This is a genomic window from Acinetobacter sp. AOR14_HL, from assembly GCF_027855175.1.
GTDB classification, from domain to species: Bacteria; Pseudomonadota; Gammaproteobacteria; order Pseudomonadales; family Moraxellaceae; genus Acinetobacter; species Acinetobacter calcoaceticus.
On the sequence record NZ_JAKTII010000005.1, the window covers coordinates 118,307 to 140,843 of the forward strand.

Annotated in this window: 20 protein-coding genes; 8 read left to right on the top strand and 12 right to left on the bottom strand. The window is 37.9% G+C overall.

Annotation, left to right across the window (positions count from 1 at the left end; genetic code table 11):
• The first annotated feature begins 194 nt into the window (after positions 1 to 194).
• From MKL38_RS05720 to proB, 5 genes are all read left to right on the top strand, one after another.
• Complete coding sequence (locus tag MKL38_RS05720; RefSeq protein ID WP_003650341.1) at positions 195 to 1,652, top strand: glyceraldehyde-3-phosphate dehydrogenase; 1,458 nt, start codon at positions 195 to 197, stop codon at positions 1,650 to 1,652.
• Between the two features lie 149 nt (positions 1,653 to 1,801).
• Positions 1,802 to 2,527 carry a hypothetical protein gene (locus MKL38_RS05725; protein ID WP_004643644.1) on the top strand — a complete coding sequence of 242 codons (726 nt, stop codon included), beginning with the start codon at positions 1,802 to 1,804 and terminating at the stop codon, positions 2,525 to 2,527.
• A gap of 11 nt (positions 2,528 to 2,538) precedes the next feature.
• Positions 2,539 to 3,213 carry a hypothetical protein gene (locus MKL38_RS05730; protein WP_004643643.1) on the top strand — a complete coding sequence of 225 codons (675 nt, stop codon included), beginning with the start codon at positions 2,539 to 2,541 and terminating at the stop codon, positions 3,211 to 3,213.
• A 182-nt stretch (positions 3,214 to 3,395) separates the two neighbouring features.
• Complete coding sequence (gene cgtA, locus MKL38_RS05735; protein WP_004643642.1) at positions 3,396 to 4,619, top strand: Obg family GTPase CgtA; 1,224 nt, start codon at positions 3,396 to 3,398, stop codon at positions 4,617 to 4,619.
• A gap of 15 nt (positions 4,620 to 4,634) precedes the next feature.
• Positions 4,635 to 5,768, top strand: coding sequence for a glutamate 5-kinase (proB, locus tag MKL38_RS05740; protein WP_005038923.1), 1,134 nt, complete (start codon positions 4,635 to 4,637; stop codon positions 5,766 to 5,768).
• 27 nt (positions 5,769 to 5,795) lie between these two features.
• On the opposite strand, the gene MKL38_RS05745 is transcribed toward proB, so the two are convergent.
• Both MKL38_RS05745 and MKL38_RS05750 read right to left on the bottom strand, forming a co-directional pair.
• Complete coding sequence (locus MKL38_RS05745) at positions 5,796 to 6,452, bottom strand: HAD-IB family hydrolase (RefSeq protein WP_003650352.1); 657 nt, start codon at positions 6,450 to 6,452, stop codon at positions 5,796 to 5,798.
• A complete protein-coding gene (locus tag MKL38_RS05750) occupies positions 6,419 to 7,627 on the bottom strand; it encodes a DUF1615 domain-containing protein (RefSeq protein ID WP_003650354.1) in 1,209 nt (402 codons plus the stop codon). Before MKL38_RS05750 ends, MKL38_RS05745 begins: the two co-directional genes overlap by 34 nt.
• A gap of 83 nt (positions 7,628 to 7,710) precedes the next feature.
• On the opposite strand from MKL38_RS05750, the gene dusB reads away from it, so the two are divergent.
• Entirely contained in the window at positions 7,711 to 8,736 is a 1,026-nt protein-coding gene (gene dusB, locus MKL38_RS05755; RefSeq protein ID WP_209831281.1) for a tRNA dihydrouridine synthase DusB, read from the top strand.
• Positions 8,737 to 8,773: 37 nt separating this feature from the next.
• On the opposite strand, the gene MKL38_RS05760 is transcribed toward dusB, so the two are convergent.
• Positions 8,774 to 9,820, bottom strand: coding sequence for an NAD(P)H-dependent flavin oxidoreductase (locus MKL38_RS05760; protein ID WP_270902776.1), 1,047 nt, complete (start codon positions 9,818 to 9,820; stop codon positions 8,774 to 8,776).
• 117 nt (positions 9,821 to 9,937) lie between these two features.
• A complete protein-coding gene (locus tag MKL38_RS05765) occupies positions 9,938 to 10,639 on the bottom strand; it encodes a VIT1/CCC1 transporter family protein (protein ID WP_270902777.1) in 702 nt (233 codons plus the stop codon).
• 249 nt (positions 10,640 to 10,888) lie between these two features.
• Between MKL38_RS05765 and MKL38_RS05770 the strand changes: the two genes are divergently transcribed.
• Together MKL38_RS05770 and wecB are read left to right on the top strand one after the other, a co-directional pair.
• Complete coding sequence (locus tag MKL38_RS05770; protein ID WP_270902778.1) at positions 10,889 to 12,109, top strand: tetratricopeptide repeat protein; 1,221 nt, start codon at positions 10,889 to 10,891, stop codon at positions 12,107 to 12,109.
• A 1-nt stretch (position 12,110) separates the two neighbouring features.
• The gene (gene wecB, locus MKL38_RS05775) at positions 12,111 to 13,253 is read left to right on the top strand and encodes a non-hydrolyzing UDP-N-acetylglucosamine 2-epimerase (RefSeq protein ID WP_270902779.1); all 1,143 of its coding nucleotides are present in this window, start codon (positions 12,111 to 12,113) and stop codon (positions 13,251 to 13,253) included.
• Here the strand turns inward: wecB and MKL38_RS05780 are convergent.
• The 8 genes from MKL38_RS05780 to MKL38_RS05815 form a co-directional block, all read right to left on the bottom strand.
• Positions 13,238 to 14,158 (bottom strand): hypothetical protein, encoded by a 921-nt coding sequence (locus MKL38_RS05780; protein WP_270902780.1) that lies wholly within the window; start codon positions 14,156 to 14,158, stop codon positions 13,238 to 13,240. The genes wecB and MKL38_RS05780 overlap by 16 nt on opposite strands.
• Positions 14,136 to 15,980 (bottom strand): hypothetical protein, encoded by a 1,845-nt coding sequence (locus tag MKL38_RS05785; RefSeq protein ID WP_270902781.1) that lies wholly within the window; start codon positions 15,978 to 15,980, stop codon positions 14,136 to 14,138. The genes MKL38_RS05780 and MKL38_RS05785 overlap by 23 nt, the downstream gene beginning before the upstream one ends.
• Entirely contained in the window at positions 15,977 to 17,230 is a 1,254-nt protein-coding gene (locus MKL38_RS05790) for a glycosyltransferase family 2 protein (RefSeq protein WP_209831275.1), read from the bottom strand. Before MKL38_RS05790 ends, MKL38_RS05785 begins: the two co-directional genes overlap by 4 nt.
• Positions 17,217 to 18,113, bottom strand: a complete 897-nt coding sequence (locus tag MKL38_RS05795) for a hypothetical protein (protein WP_209831274.1) — start codon at positions 18,111 to 18,113, stop codon at positions 17,217 to 17,219. Before MKL38_RS05795 ends, MKL38_RS05790 begins: the two co-directional genes overlap by 14 nt.
• On the bottom strand, positions 18,113 to 18,856 hold the full coding sequence (locus MKL38_RS05800) for a hypothetical protein (RefSeq protein ID WP_270902782.1): 744 nt from the start codon (positions 18,854 to 18,856) through the stop codon (positions 18,113 to 18,115). Before MKL38_RS05800 ends, MKL38_RS05795 begins: the two co-directional genes overlap by 1 nt.
• A 192-nt stretch (positions 18,857 to 19,048) precedes the next feature.
• Entirely contained in the window at positions 19,049 to 20,491 is a 1,443-nt protein-coding gene (locus MKL38_RS05805) for a cryptochrome/photolyase family protein (protein WP_270902783.1), read from the bottom strand.
• A gap of 117 nt (positions 20,492 to 20,608) precedes the next feature.
• Positions 20,609 to 21,091 (bottom strand): FKBP-type peptidyl-prolyl cis-trans isomerase, encoded by a 483-nt coding sequence (locus MKL38_RS05810; protein WP_003650377.1) that lies wholly within the window; start codon positions 21,089 to 21,091, stop codon positions 20,609 to 20,611.
• Between the two features lie 136 nt (positions 21,092 to 21,227).
• Positions 21,228 to 22,514, bottom strand: a complete 1,287-nt coding sequence (locus tag MKL38_RS05815; protein WP_270902784.1) for an NAD(P)/FAD-dependent oxidoreductase — start codon at positions 22,512 to 22,514, stop codon at positions 21,228 to 21,230.
• Positions 22,515 to 22,537: the final 23 nt, after the last annotated feature.

The window sequence follows — 22,537 nt, forward strand, 5'->3', positions numbered from 1 at the left end:
GAAAAAGCAAAAATTTAGCTGCTTTAAACAATAAAATAATAAAAAATAATTATAGGTATTTTATGAATTTATGATGAATTTTAGGAAAATCTAATCACTAACGTCAGCTTTTGATTCATTCTTGCCAATAATTCCATTACAATTACGGGGTTTAAAAAATCACGCCTAGATATAATTAATTAGAGGACGTATCTGTGAGCAAAGACACTATCATCGCCCTGCATGCTGAACACCAAGGCCGTTGGAAAAACCGTGAAGAAATCGCGGAACGTATGATTGCATTAATCGGACAATTATACCGTGAAAAAAATATTGTCGTATCTGTTTACGGTCGCTCTTTAATTAACCGTTCTGTTATCCAAATTTTGAAAACTCACCGTCGTACACGTGTTGTAGACGTTGAGCTTTCTGTTGTAAATACATTCCCAATTTTAGAAGCTTTAGCTAAGCTTGAAAATATTGGTTCTGCAGAAGTTGATATCGGTAAACTTGCTGTTGAATATAAAGAAAAAGGTGGTGATGTTGATGCTTTTGTTGCTCAAGCAGTTGAGTCAATCAAAGGTAGCGCAACTTCTGAACAACCTAAAGATGTCGTTCTTTATGGTTTTGGTCGTATTGGCCGCATCTTGGCTCGTTTAATTATTAGTCAATCAGGTCTAGGTCGTGGTTTAAGCCTTAAAGCAATTGTTGTGCGTAAATCTTCTGATGGCGATTTAGCAAAACGTGCTTCTTTACTTCGTCGTGACTCTATTCACGGTACTTTCGCTGGCACAATCGCTGTTGATGAAGAAAACGAAGCAATCATTGCTAATGGTAACTTCATTAAAGTGATTTATGCGTCTAGCCCAAGTGAAGTTGACTATACTGAATATGGTATTTCAAACGCACTTTTAATCGACAATACTGGTAAATGGCGTGATGCTGAAGGTCTAAGCCAACACTTGAAATGCCCAGGCGTTGCACGTGTTGTATTGACTGCACCAAGTAAAGGCGAAATGAAAAACGTTGTATTTGGCGTAAACAACACAGACATCTTAGATGAAGACAAAATCATCTCTGCTGCAAGTTGTACAACAAATGCAATTACTCCAATTCTTAAAGTATTGGATGACAAATATAAAGTTCTTAATGGTCATGTTGAAACTGTTCACTCATTTACAAATGACCAGAACTTGATTGATAACTACCATAAAGCAGATCGTCGTGGTCGTGCTGCTACTTTAAACATGGTAATTACAGAAACTGGTGCAGCTAAAGCAGTTGCTAAAGCATTACCTGCATTAAAAGGTAAATTAACTGGTAACTCTGTACGTGTTCCTACACCAAACGTATCTCTTGCTATCTTGAACTTAACGCTTGATAAAGAAATTGATCGTGAAGAAGTGAACGAATACATTCGTCAAATTTCAATTAACTCTAGCCTTCAAGGTCAAATTGGTTATACCAACTCGACTGAAGTTGTATCGAGTGACTTTATCGGTTCTCGTACTGCTGGTGTATATGACGCTCAAGCAACGATTACTTCTGGTAACCGTTTAACTGCTTATGTTTGGTACGATAACGAAGTAGGTTATAGCTGTCAGGTATTACGTATCGCTGAACAAATGTGCGGCGTAAGCTACAAAAAAATCCCAGCAGAATTGAATGCTTAAGATCATTTAACGATCTATAAAAGATTTTCACAAAAAGACCCAGTTTAGACTGGGTTTTTTTACAACCGTACAAAATATATGCTGACTATTTTTTGTAAATAAATGAGAATATGAATTAAGGAAAAAAAGAAAATAGTAAGGGATTGGAATTGTCGCAGTTTAAACGTTTGTTGGTCGTTTTTATATTCATCATTATTGCCAATTTATGTGGTGTACTCATTGCAATATGGGTCTTTAAGCATTTTAATATTTATATTCCGCTGAAGAATCAGGCAGTTGCTATTGACTTGCAAGAACCCCTACAGGTTAAAGTTAAAGTACAAGATGCTTTAAATGTGGATGTAAAAGGACGGGTAAATGCCAGTATTCCAATTGATGAGCAATTAAATATTCCATTAACACAAACGTTAACTCCACGTGTTTATTTCGATAATATGGTGCCCATTAGCACAACAATTCCTGTCAAAGAAGTATTAAAAGTTGAGCAAAATTTACCAATTGATACGAAGGTTCAAGTCAGAGTTTTGGGGCGTGATATTACCTTACCGTTAAAGGGATCAATTCCATTAAAACTTGATGTTCCGATTGATATTAATGTTCCGCTAGAGCAAAAGGTTCATTTGAAATTTGATGCGCCAGTGCGGACAGTATTAAAAGAAAACTTACATATTCCTCTAAAAGCAAGATTAGATACAAATATTCCAATTGAGGGTAATTTGAGTGTCCCTGTTAAAACAGCGCTAAATGCTTCGGTTGATGTTAAAAATACTTTACCTGTGAAGATTGCAAATGGTGAGTTAAAAATTCCTCTGTCCAGTATGCGATTAAATCGGGTATTAGGTTCAGAAACGTCGCAGACGACAGCTGATCAATAGGGTGGATGGTAATGTTTCGTTCACTCAAGAGTATGCTCATCAGTTTCATTTTAATGATGATACTTGCCGCTGTTATGTTTTGGGTATATCTCAATATTCAGGCAAATGTAGTGGTTTCGGCTCATAACGCAGATATTAGTTTACCTGACTCTTTAGAAACAAAGATTCAAGTTGGCAACACTTTGCAAGTTCAATCTATTGGTAAACTCGATACAACATTGGATATAGACCGCCAACTGACTTTACCGCTAAAAGGGAAATATTTAGCAGATATCAGTTTTGCTATAGAAACACCAGTTACAGTAAATGTTGATTACACAACGACTCTAAAAATTGATCAGGTTATGCCTCTTGAAACAACGACAGATTTAATTTATCAAAATAAGTTTTTGCCTAAATTTCCACTTAAACTTGATATTCCCATAAAGTTAGATGTGCCTTTTCAGTTAAAGCGTAGTTATACCATTCCGATTAAAATTGTTTTTGATGGTCCTGTTTATTTTGAATTCGATGAGCCAGTAAATTTATCGGTTAAACATCAGTTTAAACCAAGTCTACAAGTGAATGATCCTATGGAAATGGGGAATGTCTCTTCATTTAATGCCATTATGTATAATTCGGTTCCAAAAACAAAAGCAAATCTTGATATGCAAATGACCTTACCTCTACGGAATGTTCATCCTTAAAAATTAAATAGTCATCCTGCATTTTATTTTCAATATCGGCTGTATTTGTGGATCTAAAATGCTTCTGATGACTTAAATATAAAAACAGATCGTTATAAATAGGAATTGTCCCATTTTATATTCGAGAATTTTATGAAAATATGGCAGAATAGGCGGTTTTAGAGTTTTTAGAGGATTGGCAGATGCGCTTTGTTGATGAAGCAGTCATTACCGTAGAGGCTGGCGACGGTGGCAATGGCGTAGCCAGTTTTCGCCGTGAAAAATTTGTCCCATTTGGTGGCCCAGATGGTGGTGATGGCGGACGTGGTGGAAGTATCTATATTCAAGCTGATGATGATACGAGTACGCTAGTCGATTACCGTTACACACGTAAGTTCCGTGCTGAGCGCGGAAAGAATGGTGCAGGTGCTAACTGTACCGGACGTGGTGGTGAAGATGTGGTTTTAAAAGTACCCGTTGGTACAACAATTGTTGATACAGATTCAGGCGATATTATTGGCGATTTGGTTGAAGATGGCCAAAGAATTCTGGTTGCAGGTGGTGGTGATGGTGGTTTGGGGAATACCCACTTTAAATCATCAACTAACCGTGCTCCGCGTAAATGTACGACAGGTATAAAAGGTGAGTTTCGTGAAATTCGCCTTGAATTAAAAGTATTGGCAGATGTTGGTTTATTGGGCATGCCAAATGCTGGTAAATCAACCTTTATTCGTGCTGTAAGTGCTGCAAAACCAAAAGTGGCAGATTATCCATTTACAACCATGGTTCCAAACCTAGGTGTAGTAGATGCTGACCGTCATCGTTCATTTGTAATGGCCGATATTCCTGGGTTGATTGAAGGTGCAGCAGAAGGTGCAGGTTTGGGAATTCGGTTCCTTAAACATCTGGCACGTACGCGTATCCTTTTACACATTATTGATGTGCAGCCAATTGATGGTTCAGATCCGGCGCATAATGCAAAAGCAATTATGAACGAGTTAGTTAAGTTTTCACCTACTTTGGCTAAACTACCAGTTGTTTTAGTACTGAATAAACTTGATCAGATTGCTGAAGAAAGTCGTGAAGAATGGTGTCAGCATATTCTAGATGAACTAGAGTGGACTGGACCTGTCTTTAAGACATCGGGCTTATTAAGTGAAGGAACGAAAGAGGTTGTGTATTACCTAATGGATCAGCTTGAACAACAACGTGAACGCGAAGTTGAAGATCCTGAATATGCAGCAGAAGTAAAAGCTTTCCGTGAACAACTAGAAGTTGAAACACGTGAACAAACCATTGCGGCAAAAGAAGCATATCGCGCTATGCGTCGAGCACAACGTCTTGAAGGCATGTTAGGCGATGATGATGATGATTTTGACGATGATGAAGACGACAATGATGTAGAAAGCGTCTACGTTCGTGACTAGAAAACCGAGGAAAACATGATAGAAGTGGTCGATGGGCAACGTCAGCTCAGTGAGTGTAAACGAATCGTTGTTAAAATCGGATCATCTTTACTCACAGCCAATGGGCAAGGTTTAGATTTGGATGCTATTTCGCATTGGGCGAAACAGATTGCAGATCTACACAATGCCGGACACGAAATTATTTTAGTGTCTTCTGGAGCTGTGGCAGAAGGTATGGTTCGTATGAAGCTTGCGAGTCGACCCACCGATCTACCCAGTCTACAAGCCTGTGCTGCGATTGGGCAGATGGGTTTAATTCATACTTGGTCTAGTGTGCTTGAAGAACATGGTATTCGTACTGCTCAGGTTTTACTGACACATGATGATCTGGCGGACCGCCGTCGTTATTTAAACTCATGTGATGCTTTGCAAAACTTGATTGATTGGCGTGTGATTCCGGTCATTAATGAAAATGATACGGTATCTACCGATGAGATCCGCTTTGGTGATAACGATACTCTAGCTGCGATGGTTGCAGGTCAGGTTCATGCAGAATTGCTGATCATTTTAACGGATCAGCAGGGTATGTTTGACTCAGACCCACGTCATAACCCTGATGCTAAATTACTCTCTACTGTTCGTGCCATGGACGATGTTTTATTCGAAATGGCTGGCGGTGGCGGTGTACTTGGCAGAGGTGGTATGGTGACTAAGGTTCGTGCCGCACGTTTAGCTGCTAAGTCGGGTTGTCCAACGCTCATCGCAAGCGGTGAAAGTGATAATGTCTTGTCACGTGCGATGGCGGGTGAAATGCTAGGTACGTTGTTTACGACAGATAAAGACCGTATGACTGCTCATCAACAGTGGCTCGCTGCTCATTTACAGACAGCAGGCCGTCTTGTAATTGATGATGGTGCTATTGAAGCGATTAAATTGAAACATCGCAGTTTACTCCCTGTTGGGGTTAAAACTGTTGAAGGACATTTTGATCGTGGTGATGTGGTTGAATGTGTCGATAAACAAGGTAAGCGTATTGCAGTGGGTCGAGTGAATTTTAGCTCGCGATCTGCTGAGATTATTAAAGGCTTAGCCTCTGATAAGGTTTATCAAGTACTTGGTGAAGCCCGTTCACTTGAAATGATTCATCGTGATCATATGGCGATTTACTAGATTGTTGTAAAATTAAAAAAGCTCGCTTTATGCGAGCTTTTTTTCTGGTGTTAAACGAGGTAAAACACGATCTTCACCCACCATGTACGGATGTGTGGCGAGACTCAACATATCTCGGTCTTCCGAGCTATTACCGTAAGCATAAATTTGATGATAATGCTGTAGCGTATATTGCTGATGTACTCTTAATTTCTTTTGTTCACTACTACAATCTGGGGTGGAGTAATAACCCGTCACCATGCCATTTTTAATTTGAGTTTCAGTACAAATTAATTCGATATTTAGTAACTTGCACAGTGGGGCAAGGTAGACATCGATTGAAGCAGAAACCAGTACCACCCGATCACCACGTAACTGGTGGTGTTGTAACTGTGCGAAAAGTTCAGGTGAGAGCGCAGAGACTAGCTCTTGTGCGTATTCTTCACCTAATCTTTGCAGTTCAATTGCGGAGGTATCTTTGAACATGCTGCGAAATAACTTGGCACGCATTGCATGGGCTGGATAAAAGTTAAGATAGTAGGCTTGAATCCATGGCAGAATTTTCAAGCCTTGTTTAACGATGTGGCGCTTAGACAAAGCATAAAAGATGAACCCTGTAAAACTGTCTTTACTGCACAAGGTTCCATCAAAATCGAACAGGGCGAGACTTTTTATAGTCTTATTCGTTTCGCTCTTTGCATACATGTTTCATATCGTCCGTTTACTCGGGTTGCAAACCAGTTGGTATTATAGTCACGACTTAATTTTGGCCCAGAAATAATAACTTGCGGCATAATTGCATAGATAGGTTCTTTACCTGTCTTCGCTTTATAAAGTTTCGTCAGAGCAATATAGGTTTGTGTACTTTCAAACTTTTTCTCTTTTTCTAATTTAAGATCATCACGAATTTGTCTTGGCGTAACTAATACATTATTTTTTGCAAATACAGTAATCAGTTCTTTCTCTGACTGGCTTTGAGTCGGACGCGGATCACCATCTTTTGTGTAAAGAAGTAGATCACCATCAAGACTGATTTCTGTATCGGTTAAGTCATTGAGCATACTTTGAAAAGCAGCATTACGGCTAGAATACATACCTGAGTTATAGTCTGCAAATCGATAAATAGCTTTATCATAATTTGCTGGATAAACCATTAAACGGTGGATGCCGTAATATAAACCGCCATATTCAGTATATAAGTCATCACGAAGCTCAGCGATATTCATGCTAGAGCGTTTGTTGGCTTTGGCGTAGTTAATGTGAACTTGCATAGAACCCAAAGTGGTAATTGGGTTCATTTTTTCACCAATATCTTGTCCGACCAGTTTGGCTGCACCTGTTAGAGCACTGACATGATAATGCTTCGCCATGAAATCGAAAATTTCTCGATAGAGTAAGTCTAGTTCACGTTCGGTTTTAACTTTACGCATCCGACTCATATAATTGTCATCTGGTGAAGGCTGTGTTTTAAGAACTTCTTCGAAGTAACCAGCAACTGTTCCACCAATTTTTTGACCCAGTTTTGCTTCAAATTTTTCTTGTAAACGCGTATTTACTTCTTGAACTGCTTTCGTGCCTAGACCCGGAACTGATGGGTCAGCTACAAAATTTGATTCTTGATCGACCACAGCAATAATACTGCATACATTTGTTTTAGTTTGAGCTATATCTAGCTCTTGCATAATGTCATTAATATCTTTTGCCCATGATTCACGGTCATTTACACGTGATGGAATTAGACGTTTAATCTGTTTGCTTTCTAGTTCAGGCTCATCATTGTTTGACCACCAAGCTTTATCACCACAAGCAGCTAAACTCATGCACACGGCGACCATACCGAATGATTTTAATAAAAAACGGGAAGACAACGGTTTGTTCATGGCGAGGAAAGCACCTGCATAAAAAGATGAGCCGATCAAGCGGATGAAGTATACTATGTTGATCATCAATTGTATGAATATATATGTATATTGGTCCCTATCAACTGTCAAATAATTTAATCGTTGCTCCTATGGCTGGGGTCACTGACCGTCCATTTAGAACGCTCTGTAAGTATTTTGGCGCAGGCCATGCAGTCAGTGAAATGATGACTGCCGATAAGACTTTGCAGATGAGCAAAAAAAGCCTCTACCGTGCAAATTTTGATGGGGAACTTGCTCCGATTTCTGCACAAATTGCTGGTTCTGATCCTGAGCAGTTAGCTGAGGCCGCACGTCATCAAGTGGCAAATGGTGCCCAAATTGTTGATATTAATATGGGATGTCCTGCCAAAAAAGTATGTAATAAACTCGCAGGTTCAGCTTTATTACAAGATGAAGATTTGGTGGCACGAATTCTTGATACGGTGGTCGCTGCTGTTGATGTTCCTGTTACCTTAAAAACCCGATTGGGCTTTTTAAATGGTCAAGAAAATATTTTAAGAGTAGCAAAAAGAGCAGAAGAGGCGGGAATTGCTGCACTAGCCTTACATGGTCGTACTCGTGAAGATATGTATTTAAATACAGCACGCTATGATTTGATCAAACACGTTAAAGAATTAATCAATATTCCACTTATTGCGAATGGGGATATTGATAGTCCTGAAAAAGCTAAATATGTGCTGGACTATACAGGTGCTGACGCGATTATGATTGGCCGTGCCGCTCAAGGCCGACCATGGATTTTTCGTGAAATTGCTCATTATTTGAAAACTGGAGAGCATTTAGCAGCACCTAATATTGAAGAAGTGAAGCAGGTGTTATTGGGACATTTATCAGAACTTTATCAATTTTATGGTGAATATTCAGGGTGCCGTATTGCCCGTAAACACATTGCTTGGTACACAAAAGGATTACGTTCAAGTAACGAATTCCGTCAAAATATGTATAAAGTTGAAAGTACTGCCGAGCAAGCAATAGTGGTTGAAAACTATTTTAATCAGTTATTGGCTCAAGGTCATTTGATGAGCGATGTTCAAGTTGAGCAGGTTAATTTATTGCAAACTCATTAAATAAAAAAGCCAGTATCTTTACTGGCTTTTTAAGGTCTTACTCATCTTCTAATATTTCTACCACTAACTGGTTAATCAGGTCAGCAGCATCTAGTTCTCTTATTTGCGATACATTACTACCTGCCCAAAAAGCACCATATCCATAGTCTTGATGTTTGCTTGCAATCGCATTTAACTGTTTCGCTAAATCATAGGCATATGGATATTCTGGTTGAGGAGGGCGATTGGGTAAATCAATTTGTGTATGCCAGTGGTTCAATAGACCACGGGCTGGACGACCGGAAAGACTCGCACTGATTTGTGTTACTGGTTCATTAAATAAAGCTTTACGATATTCAGTAGATGCATTGGATGATCGACATTGAACAAAAGCGGTCCCGAGTTGAACAGCCGAAGCTCCTAAGCTCAACATATGCCGCGCTTGTGCTCCATTCATAATCCCACCAGCAGCTACGACAGGCAAATTACAGTGTTTTACAATAAGCTGTACTAAATCGCTGGTTTTAATTGCTGCATCAAAGGTCTTATTAAAGATTCCACGATGACCACCTGCTTCAATACCTTGAGCAATAATAATATCTATGCCAGCTGCTTCAATGGCTTGTGCTTCAACTAAATTGGTAGCAGAAACCATAGTGATAATTCCGGCATTTTTTAAAGCCTGAATTTGATGTGGATGGGGAATACCAAAATGAAAACTGACAGCTTTAGGTTTTGTGTCTAATACGACATTTAAAAAGTCATCATTATCAAGAAAACTTGGATAAATGCAGTTCAAATTTTGAGGAGGTTGCTCACCAAATTTTTCAAATTGTGGACGTAAATATTCAATCCATTGTGCTGAAGTTTGAGGATTAAGTTGCTCTGGTTGATGGCAGAAAAAATTAACCTGAAAGGATTTCTCTGTAAGTGTTTGGGTTTTTAAAATCTGTGCCCGCGCACTTTGTGCCGTGTTTGCTCCGAGTCCTAATGACCCAAGTCCACCTTGATTAGAAACTTCCGCGGCAAGTTCGGGGGTAGATACACCTGCCATGGGCGCAAGAAAAATTGGATGTTTAATTTCAAGTTGTTGTAACAGGGTCATTTTATTCACCTCATTTCTTTATGTTCACCATAACGTGGAATTTGAATCAAGAGCAAATAATATTGGCTATTTAGTTTTTAAATATTTAATTATTGAACGTTCATAAGTTCTATTTTTTTAAAGTGGAGTAACATTAAATAATGAGCCAATCCAACTTGAAAAAGCCATTGCTAGAATACCCCACAATGTAATGCGTAAACTGCCTTTAAGTTTAGATGTGCCTGCAAAATAACTTGAGAGGGCACCTAAGATAGCCAAAGCAAAAATCCCTGTAACGAGAACACTTTGCATAATTAAATGTTCAGGAGTGAATAAGATTGCGAGCATCGGAAAAAAAGCGCCAAAAGAAAACGATGCGGCGGATGAAAGAGCGGCTTGAATTGGATTTGCAGCTGTATTTTCATGAATACCTATTTCATCACGAGCATGCGCACCTAAAGCATCATGAGTTGTCAGCTGAACGGCAACTTCCTGTGCTAATTCTTTAGAAAGACCCCTAGAAATATAAATTTGGGTGAGTTCATCTAATTCTTTTTGAGGGTGTTTTGTGAGTTCTTTTGCTTCAACAGCTAGATCTGCTTTTTCAATATCTTGTTGAGATTTTACTGAAATATATTCTCCGGCAGCCATTGATGTAGCCCCAGAAATTAATCCAGCAATACATGTAATTAATAGAGTGTGTGAGTTGGCTCCACTAGCTGCCATTCCCATAATTAAGCTAGTAACAGAAATAATTCCATCATTGGCCCCTAATACGGAAGCTCTTAACCAGCCTGAACGGTGAATAGCATGATGTTCTACATGATGTGGAAAAGCCATAATTTTTCCTTATAAATTCTTTATAGATGCTATGAAATTTTACAATTTATTGATCAAAAAATATGTCATTATTATAGGGAATCTAGGGATAAGACAGAATAGATTAATAACAAAAAATGGAGACTAAGTTATTTATATAAAACATCGTTAACCTAAATTAACGATGTAACTCATTATTTTTAATTATGATATTTATTGATCATTTAAAAAAACTACCCCTAATAACTCTAATTTACTGTAGAGGTGAAAATGAAAAATAGCAAAACAATAAAATTTCTAACTCGTTCCTTTATCGTTATCGGTTCGCTTTGTCCAACTTTAGGGTTCTTAACTATTGAAACTGCATTTGCCCAAGAAATCGTTAATCAAGAATATAAACCTGGTAACCCGATTTATGATAAATGGGACCAATTTTATAAAATTGAGAAGACTCAACCTGAAAATGCGGAGAAGTTATTATTAGAACTCGGAGAGATGACACCACAAGATATTAAGGTATGGAAAAGCTTAACCTATTTACAGATTAGATTAGGTAAGCAAGAGGCTGCTTTACAAAGTCTAAGAAAAGCAGAGGCATTAGATCCAGCAGATGACACTTTAAAATTACAAGAAGCATATCTGCTTAATTCTCAGAAAAATAATAAAGAAGCTTTGGTAGTTTTTAAAGAACTTACACAATCTAAAGATGCTGATATTGCCAATAAAGCCACACAAGCCGTAAAAAACCTAAGTGGAGGAGAGGTGAAAACTTACTTCCGTGATGTTTATTTTGCGCCTTCATATGAGTCACGTTATGACGATGTAATTTTCCCACTTAAAGCTCGTTATGGTAAGAACTTTGATAATGGTCGAGCACAAGTGTATGGCTTTTTAAACTTAAACCGTGACACTCAATCTCAAGGCGGGGTACGTCCTGAAATTATTGATGAAAACGCAGTGACGCTAGGGATAGGTGCTAATTATCAACCTTGGACTTCAATCCCTGTGCGTGCATATCTAGAAGTTGGCGGAAGTTACGATCTGATTGACCGTAATAGAGATAAATTTCGTGAAAGTGTAGTGGGTGGCGTTACGGGTTACCAAGAGTGGAATTCTCAAAATAATTGTAATAATTCACTTTGCTTTAATGATTACTTCACTGATTTATATGGCAATGCTGCGACGTATTCTAGAGAAGATTATAATGTTATTGGGGATTTACGCCTACGCACAGGCTTAAATGTCTATAAAGGCGAGAATGGAACTGTCCAAGCTTATGTGAAATTGCATGGCTTAGCCGATAGTAAAGATGAATATTACAATAATTTATTTGAATATGGCCCCGGTATTTCGTGGCAGCCTTTTAATTATCAACCTATAAAATTACGGGTCGAACGACTATATGGCAATTACTTTAAAGATGTGCCAATAGATACGAAAGATCATTACAACAATACGCGCGTAGAACTCGTTTTTTATAAGGATTTTTAAAATGAAGAAAATTTTTATATCTATTGTATTTGGAACCCGTCCTGAATTAATCAAACTTGCCCCTGTTATTTTATTGGCAAAACAAGATCCGCGCTTTCAAGTTGAGGTTATTTTTACGGGGCAGCATGATGAATTGGTAAGGGATGCAATAGATTTCTTTGGGGTTGAAATTGACCACCGCCTTAAAATTATGAATGCTGGACAAAGTCTTAATCAGTTATTAATACATGGTTTGAGCCAAATCGAGCAGGTATATACCGATGGTCAGAAAAGAGATGCAATTGTTATTCAGGGCGATACAACGACTGTTTTAGCTGCTGGCTTAGTCGCATTTTCAATGAAGATTCCAGTTGCACATGTCGAGGCTGGTTTACGTTCTTATGATTTAGACCATCCTTTTCCAGAAGAAGGAAATCGCCAGTTAGTTTCTCGTATTACAAAATGGCATTTTGCTCCAACTGAACAATCAAGACGGAACTTACTCAATGAACAAATATCGCCAGAACTGATTACTGTTACAGGCAATACGGTTGTAGATGCGGTGTATTTAGGACGTAAATTAATTTCTGAAAAATCGGGTTTAAAGAATCAGCTTGAACCTTATGGAATTCAATTAAAGCAAGATGACAAAGTTGTGCTGATTACGGCTCATCGCCGTGAAAACTTTGGTGAAGGAATTAAAAATATTTGTAATGCAGTTGAGCATTTAGCGAAGGGACATCCTGACTTACATTTTATTTGGCCCGTGCATTTAAACCCAGCTGTACATGATGTAGTACATGATAAATTTAAAGATCATTCTCAAATTCATCTTGTTAAACCGCTAGACTACCCAAGCTTATTGGCAGTCATAGACCGATCTACATTTATTTTGACCGATTCGGGTGGCTTGCAAGAAGAGAGCCCATCATTTAATAAGCCCGTTTTAATCTTGCGAGACACCACAGAAAGACCTGAAGTTGTTGAAGTTGGAGCAGGTGTTTTGGTCGGGACCAGCCAACAAAGAATTATTGAAGAAGCTGAAAAGCTACTCACCGACCAACAGCATTATGAAAAAATGGCACATGTAGAGAATCCATTTGGTGACGGGCAAGCAGCTCGGCGTATTCTTGATCAAATTGCTAAATCTTATGAATTAGCATAATTGTAAGTTAAAGGTTTATTCTCACTTACGGAGGTATTCTTACCACCATAAGTGAGGCGATACCACAAGCTCACAATATTGACGCACCAACGGTTCATATAATGAGGACCATCAAAAATATAGACGGTTTTTCCTTCATATGCTTTCAGTTGAGAAATAATTTCCCAAGGATAGGCAGCTCTAAATTGTCCATTCTTTTTAACTCTAAAAGCTTCTAGCACTATAATTACTTTATCTTTTCCAAGCTTTTGTTCAAGCTGGTCTAAAATATGTTTGGCTTGCTGAGGGGACCTTACACCTACGCCAACCCCGTCTTGGAAGAAAACACCGTTATGTTCCGGTAACCAGCTTTTAACCCATAAATCATAATGTTCGGGCTCGCTTTCACCACTATAAATACTCACCCAGACTGGTACTGGAAGTTTGGTTAAAACCTGACCTAAAGCACTTACTCTCAACCACGTTGGATCTGCTTCCACCGGAAAATAATAACCTTTAGGCACCGTTTTTTGCTCTTTTATAATTTCGGCAGATTTTTCCCCTAACTCAGTTACATTTGCCCGGGCTTTAGGTTCATTATATTCACCTGCTAAGCCCAAGATTAGATTTTTAGCCCAAGGTTCTTGTTTAATTTTTTCTAAATTAATTGCTTTTTCCCATTGAGGAAAGTTTGATTCTTTCCACCATGATTTAGACTCAACAACAGACCACTGAGGGACAAATGTGTTAACACCCAAATAGTGCCAGTTTCCCTCTGGTGGGGTCGTGTTATTGTCGGGCTGCCAGAAAATTCCTTCAATACGCGGGGCTTGCCCTTGATGTTTGAACAACCCGGCATAAGCTATAACACTACATATAATTAAAATAATAAAAGCAGCTATTTTAATTGGTATCTGTTTTTTCATTATTTCGTCTTAACCAGTACCACAAAAAGATAATTATTATCATAATTGCAGATATAATCACAACTAATAAGAAGAAAGAAGATTGTTGGACTAAAGGTGCTTTTTGATTTCCGACAATGAGTTTTTGTAAAACATAAATATTTCCATTTTCTGAAACCAACATTTTTGTCACGTTATTTGGAATTTTATGCTGTATTTTTCCCCAAAGATGCATAAAGCTTTGTGCACCACCTTCTGAGTCGGTAATCACATCAAAACGGTTATTGTTATAACTCACAATAAAACCATTAACAGCAGCAGGCGCATAAATAGTATCTTGATGCATTAATACCTGTTGTTGGTAAATATCTTTATTCACACGAACATTTATTGATTGAGGTGCACTCGGTGTATAGCGAACTAGATTTAGAGGAATAGGGGCTTGTGTTAATAACATTTTTTTAGCAACTTGACCCATAATAATAGCAATATTTAAAGCACCAGATTGATCATCAATCGCAATGGTTGGGGTTGTTGCCAAAGTCATGGAAATTGCAGCTACGCCATTTTTGAGTTTATGCGGTAGTTTTACAGTAGATTTGGCTGTATCAATCCAGAGTGAACCATGAGCATTAGGTAGACACTCAGAATTAGCAATTACTGAGTTTTCAAGTTTTAGGCTGAAATTGGTCGTATTTGAAATCGCTTTTGCAAAAATATTGAATTGTCGGTTTACTGGATCTGAAGCAAGGTCTGCTGTTTTCATACTTCCTGCGAGCCCTCCATCAATCCAAGCTGTAATATTTGAACCTTGTAATAAACCACTTTGAATGCGAAGAGCAATCTGTCCTTGCAAAATATCAGTGGGTTGCCATACAGCTGGAAAATCAAGAAATAAGTTTTTTTCAGCATGGTTCAATCTGAAATCTTCAATGCCTAAGTCTGCAAGTGTATTAATTTTTTTAAATTGGGCCCAAGCTGGATTAGAGATCGTGGTGGGGAAAGCAGCACTTCCTGTATTCAGTTGTTGTACATAATACGGATTAATGAGTCCATTTATGGCCGCAGTGAGTTCTTGTGGAGTGTGATAGGTAATTGAAAGAGTCGGCACGCCTTCTGCTGGTTTTGCAATTTGTACTAAGGCACCTCCTTTAAGTGGAGAGGGTGAGTGAATAACTTCAATAATAAAATTTGTTTCAGGGTTTAAGTTTATTTGACCTGAATCGACCCATTCAACTGGTGTTACAGAGCCCCATGAGCTTGCTAGTCGTGCAAGCATAGAAGCTTCTACAATTTCTTTACGGTTATATTTTAAAATCCCTACAAATGGTGTAGGGCGTCGAGCCTGTGGGTTAAATAAAGCATCTGGTAAGTACTTTAGCTGATAGTCTTTTCTAATAGGTGTGAAGTCGAGCTGGGAATTATTGAAGTACGTTAAATGATCAATATCTTCAGAGCAAAAAGAATCTTTAGTTTGATTTAGAGTGGTGGGTTTCGCATATTGCTGAATAATGAAATCTAAGCGATGGAAGCCATTTTGACTTGGTGGAATATCAAACTTCAGTAGTCCATTACCGCTTAAAGTGGTGTTATAGATGAGCTTATCATCATATTTTACGAGTAACGCTGTATCACTTTCAGTAGAGTAGTTACTTGAAAATTGAACATTTTGCCATTGGGCACCTTTTCCAATATAGAAAAAATGTGACTCAACCGTATATTTAGTGGAGGTACTAATATCATCTAGTTCCCATGTGTTTGCATAACTAGAAGCCACAAACATGAAGCTGGTGCTGGCAAGGAGTGCTTGAACCATTTTGTAGAAATTAGAAGAGTATTTCATTTTTTTTTCTCCTTGCTACGTTCCGTTTTGTACCATTGAAGGGAATTGCCCTGTATTTTATTTTTAAGCATGTCATATGCCGCTTTAAATACAATAAATAGAAATATTTGTGAGTAACTTACATAAGATAAAACAGAGTAAAAATAGAGTTCTGGTTTGGCTCTTTCTAAAGATAGGGTAAACCACATTTGTGCAACGTACAGGCAAAATGAGAGGCCCCACAGTAATGTGAATGGACCAGGAACCGAGATACCTGCGATACCTAATAACCCAAGGGTTAAGGTGATATGACTCCAAAATAACGCGGGTACGAAAAGTATGTAGCACATAATGTTATTCAGAATTTCAATTCCAATAGGAAAAGGCGTTCTTAACGCTACAGGTAAATATTTACGAGTCACATAAAAATTACCTTGAGTCCAACGTGAGCGCTGTTTAATAAATACACTCAAAGATGGTGGATCTTGCTGCCAACCAATTGCGTAGGGTACCCATTTAATTCTTTTTTGGCCGATAAAAATCCTAAAACTCATTTCAGTGTCATCGACCAATGACTTTTCATCAAAACCACCCAAGGTTTCTAACGCATCACGCCAAATGACATAGTTGGTACCCATCAATGTGGATAGTTCAAAACGTTGCCAACGTCCGCCTTGAAAAATCCATTGGAAAAAGATGAACTCAATGGCAATAAAGCGAGTCAAAATACTATCTTGCCAATTACGGGTTCTGACTTTGCCATTTACAGCTACTAATTTTTTATCGGCAAGTAAGGTTTGAGCTAAGAGGCGAACACAATCTGGTTCAGGTGTACTATCTGCATCATAGACAACAATCAGTTCACCCGTCGCATGCGGTAAGCCATTATTAAGCGTTCTAGATTTACCTTTACCCCCCATGCCTTTGGGAACATTAACAATTTTTATGCACGGATAAATCTGTGCTAGTTTTTCGGCAATTTCTAGGGTGTTGTCTTTAGAACCATCATTGATGAGTAATACTTCATAAGATTCCGCAGGATAGTCCTGCTGAGCGATTGCATGTAAAGTATCTTCAATCACTACGCCTTCATTGTAGGCAGGAATCAAAACACTCAATACTGGCCATCTGTCTGGTATGGGAAGATTCTGTAACTCTTTTTCCGCCGTTTTTGAATATTTCCAAGCCTGATAGCTTAACCATGCCCAAAACGCTTGCGGAATCCAGATTCCCAAAAAACCAAATAGGAAGAGAATATCAATGGGAGCCATTTGATTTAACCCTCCTAATAATAGACGAGATCAGCAATAACAATAAAATCAGCCCAACGACCAAGGAGATCCATGAAATATAGCTGCCGAAGGTACCAAGAAGGTCTGGGTAGGTACTTGTCAAAATCAAATCGAGTGGAACTACGACTGTACTTAAACCAATAAAAATGTATCCAATTAAACTAGTTTTTACATGTTCGGGCGTACTTATGTAATTGATATGATTAAATCGCCATGATATTCCGAGTTGAGGATATCGAATATTTGTGGTTGGTAAATCAGCAGGAGGATTGATAATAATTTCATAACCGGAAATATGACCATCAAAACTTTTAGCCGAATAAAATAAATGCTGTTTTTGTCTAATCTCTCTAGAGGGCAGGGGAAGTATCGAAGGATTGAACTGAACAATATAGCTGCCCGCAGTTTGTGAAATTAGGTTTTCATCCCAACCTTTTGGAACAAAAGCAGCCATTGGTCGTAATCCAATTGCGGTCGAAAATGTCGCTTTTGCTGCAAAATATTTAGGCTGTTCTGGTTTGAAAAGTGCAATCGGAATCGCACCTTGGGTGACAGCTTCTTTTAATAAGAAATAATGAGAAAAGCTAAAAACTTCATCTGGTAATATGATGCCGGGCTTTATCCCTTTATGAATAAGCTTTTGAAAACTATCCGAACTGATCTGGTCAATTGTAAAGACAGGCCACCATGTGTCCTGTGATGGGAAAAACATGGAAAGGTCATTAATACTCTGAACTTCGGTTTTTGTTTGTTCAGCTTTAATTTCACAATGATAATATTGACGATAGAACTGCTGCAAAGTGCCATCTGGATATTGGCTAGATGCAATAATAATTCCACAAATATTAAGAAGATTAGACATTAAGTAATCTCCTCTTCAGGTGGAATCTGAATAATTTTATATTCGACTTCAAGCCGCAAAGTCATAATTTCTTTTAGCTTTTTAATAAATTCAGGGTCTTCTTCAGTTTTTTGCTTGCGAATAACAATGCTGTATATCGTTTCTAGATCATCATCAGCAAACTGGAAAACAATTTCTTGGGGATGATGCTGGCTCAAAATTTTAATCATTTCATTTTGAGTGGTTTTCCATACATCATCGCCTAACATTTCTTTAATTAAGCTTCGGTTGAGAATTCTAATTTCAAAGACTTCATAGTCCTGTATGTGATGATGATCAAGAAGCTTAAAGAAACTACGTTGAAAATACTTGAGTGCACTAAGCGGGAAAATATCACGGCGATAATTTCGATCATAACTCTGTATATCACGATATTTTTGAACGTTAATTTCAATATTGTGGCGTACAGCACTCAGGAAAAGTGGAATAAGGGGAATAATAAAAAGTAAAAGGAGCTGACGTTCAATATGTGTTTGCCCCCCTAGGTCGAGTAGAAAATATACTGCAACACCTACGAAAGCGATTAAACCAACAATTAAAGATGCGCCGACTTCTAAAAAAGCACCAGAAATTAAGAGAATAAGAATAAAAATCCAGCTTCCTCTAAAACTTACAGGCAACCACTCATATGCCACCATTCCCATAAAGAGGTGAGCTGCGATAATCCATAAGACGAGTGTTCTTCCTGGGTTCTTTTGTTGCATGTGCGCTCTGGCTACCTTTTTTGTAATGTTAATTTTTATACTTTTTTAATGAACTGTGATGTTTTTTGAATTTATTGTTGTGTTTGTCCTTTTATAAATCCCTTTAGAATTATTTTTAGAGTAAAGTCACAATATAGTCAAATTTCTAGTTTTTTTTTAATCAAAAATAAACACAAAAGACAGAAGTAGCGTCTAAATGTTCTTGAATGTTTCAATTGCTTTAATACGAGTTTCTTTTAAATCAACAATTGGTTTTGGATAATTCAATTGAAGATGAGTTTTAGTTGGGTATGGTTCATGAATCATTTTATTGTCTAGATGAGCTAATTCATTCACCCATTGACGAATATAATCTCCATTTGGGTCAAATTTTTTAGATTGAGCAATAGGGTTAAAAATTCGGAAATAGGGTACAGCATCAGTTCCTGTCGATGCACACCATTGCCAGCCACCATTATTCGCAGCTAAATCACCATCGATTAAATGCTGCATAAACCACTGTTCACCTACTCGCCAATCGATGAGTAAGTTTTTACACAAAAACATAGCGGTAATCATGCGAACACGATTATGCATCCATCCCGTTTTTTGTAGCTGACGCATGCCAGCATCAATAATCGGTATGCCTGTTTGACCATTTTGCCATGCGACCAAATGCTCTTGATTATTTTCCCACTTAATATTTTGAGTATTTTTCTTAAAAGGATAGTGTTTAGAAACATGCGGGAAATCAAATGAAATATGTTGATAAAATTCGCGCCAAAGAAGCTCATCTAACCATGTTTGCTGGCCTTCGTTTGTCAGATGAAAGTTGCCATGTTCGGCTCGAAAAAGGGCTTGTAAACATTGACGGATAGATAAAATTCCAAGATTTAAATAGGGAGAAAGTTGGCTAGTTCCTTTTACATTTGGAAAGTCACGTTCTAATTTATAAGTAGATAAATGATCTTCAATAAATAAATCGAGCTTATCCAGAGCAAAATCTTCTCCAGTAGGCCATAAGTCTTGTTGCTCTTTCGAAATTGATGAGTCAAAAAAAGCTTCAACATCTTCTAGATCTAAACTTTTTATATTTGAAAAAGACTGCGGATAGGCATTTTGTTTCTCAGGAATTGGATAGCACTGAGGCAAACCACTTATATCTAGTTTTGAATAACATGCTTTTTTAAATGCGCTAAAAACTTGATACGGTTGCTGTGACTGATTGCGAATGGAACGTAAAGGGAAAATCGTGCGGTCATGAAATAAAAAAAGCTCTTTACTCTGCTGATTTAAAGCTTGTTGTACAGTTTTATCTCTTTTCAACTCATTCACGCCTACTTCTATATTTGAGTAAACATTTTCGATATGCAGTTGTTGAGCGAGCTTAGAAATATAGTCTGCAATATCTTTCCAGTAGGGAATGACTTGAATGATAAGTGGAATATTAAGCTGTTCTAATTCTTTTTTAAGTTGTTGAAGCTGACGTAAATAGAAATTAATTTTTATAGGCGCATCGTGATGTATTTTCCACTGTTCAGGCGACAAAATAATTAACCCAATCGAAGGGCCTTGCTGGCAGGCATGCCATAATGCAGCATGATCCCGAACTCTCAAATCCTGACGAAACCAAATAAGCTGATTTACGTTTGACATGAAAGATACCCTTATAAAGTTGAGTGAGTTAGAGGTTTGTTATCCAGATATTATATAAAAATAAATACATAAAAAAAGCAAAGCCGAAGCTTTGCTCTTATCATCTTTAAAGATGAATTAGTGGTGATGACCACCAGCACCGTGTACGTGACCGTGATCTAATTCTTCTTCAGAAGCTTCACGGATTTCTACGATTTCAACTTCAAAAGTTAAATCTTGACCAGCAAGTGGGAAGTTAGCATCAACAACAATGTTGTCGCCTTCAACCGCTTTAACAGTTACGATCTGAACGCCGTCATCTGTTTGCGCTTGGAATTGCATACCAGGTTGAATGTTCTCAACACCTTGGAACATTTGAGCTGGAACTTCTTGAACTAGGTCTGGGTTGTATTCGCCATAACCTTCAGCTGCTGGTACATTAACAGTAAATTTTTCACCAACAGTTTTACCTGTTAATGCATTTTCTAAACCAGGAATGATATTGCCTGCACCGTGCAAATAGGCAAGTGGTTCACCTTGAGATTGATCAAGTGTTTCACCCTCAGCGTTTGTTAATTTGTAGTGGAATGAAACCACGTGGTTATTTGCAATAGCAGTCATGTTTTTGATCCATTCAATCAATTAAAGCGTACATCATAAAGTGAAAAATAAATTTTGTAGACTACAAAATTTGAATCTTTAACACTTTTATATAATGCGTTTTTATCTAAATAGGGATGAACTTAAAAAATTCAACTCAATATAGTTTAATTTTTGGACGTACACGTCTTGTAAGTAAATCTTTCATTGTGAGTAGTCCAGCCTGTGTGTACCCGTGAATCGTTGCTTGATGTAAACGATATAAAGAGACATACATGGTTTTGGCAATATAGCCTTGCACACTTACATCGCCAAGTAATTCTCCAACTGCTTTATTACGGCTTAAAGATACAAGCGAACCTTTGTCGTTAAAGCTAAACATGGGTTGTGAACGATTGTTTAGGCGAGCAGCCATAGCATCGACTAAAAAGCTCGCTTGTTGGCTTGCAACTTGAGCACGTGGTCCAAGTGGGGGATGTCTTGCATCAAGTTGGCAACGGGCGCAATCACCAAACGCAAACACATTTGGATCGGAATAGGTTTGTAATGTTGCGTAGACCATGAGGCGGTTAATATTATCGCGTTCAAAATCTGTAAAGCTTTCTAAAACTTTAGGTGCTTTTACACCAGCAGCCCAGACAGTAATATCACTTTTTAATTGATCACCATTACTAAAATAGATGGAATGCTTATCAATTTTTTCAACGCGATGTTTGGTTAAAACTTCAATGCCCATTTTTTTGAGCTGTTTTGCACTATGCTCAGCCGTTTTTTCACTTAGAGCAGGTAAAATGCGCTCAGAAGCCTCAATTAGGGTAATTTTAACTTGGTTTGGGTGAATCTTTTTTAAACCATATCGATAAAAGTTTTTAGTCGTTTCAATTAACTCGGCAGCAAGTTCTACACCTGTTGCACCTGCACCAACGATTCCAATATTTAAAGTCCGCTGATTTGGCTGATTTTGAGCTTCAATATACAGATGTAATAAATCTTGCTGGAAAATATCAGCTTGTTTTCTGCTGTCGAGGAAATGACAGTTTTCACGTACGCCTGCTGTATTAAAGTCATTTGACACAGAACCGAGCGCTAAAATAAGCGTGTCATAACTCAGCTCTTGTAGATGAGTTTGTTGATCCTTAGAAACTTGAGGGGGAATTAACTCAATTATTTTTTTATCTTTATTAACTCCAACTAATGTTCCAAGCACAAATTCATAGTGATGCTTTTCTGCATGGGCAAAATAGTTAGTTTGTTCTTCGTGTGGATTTAAAGATCCGGCAGCAATTTCATGAAGTAAAGGTTTCCATATATGCGTCAGGTTTTGGTCAATTAACGTAATCTTCGCTTTATGAGTTTTCCCAAAAGTTTCACCGAGTTGTGTCGCAAGCTCTAAGCCTCCAGCACCACCACCAACAATTACAATATGATGTAAATTTTGGGTCATTTTATCACCTAATTATTTTTCTA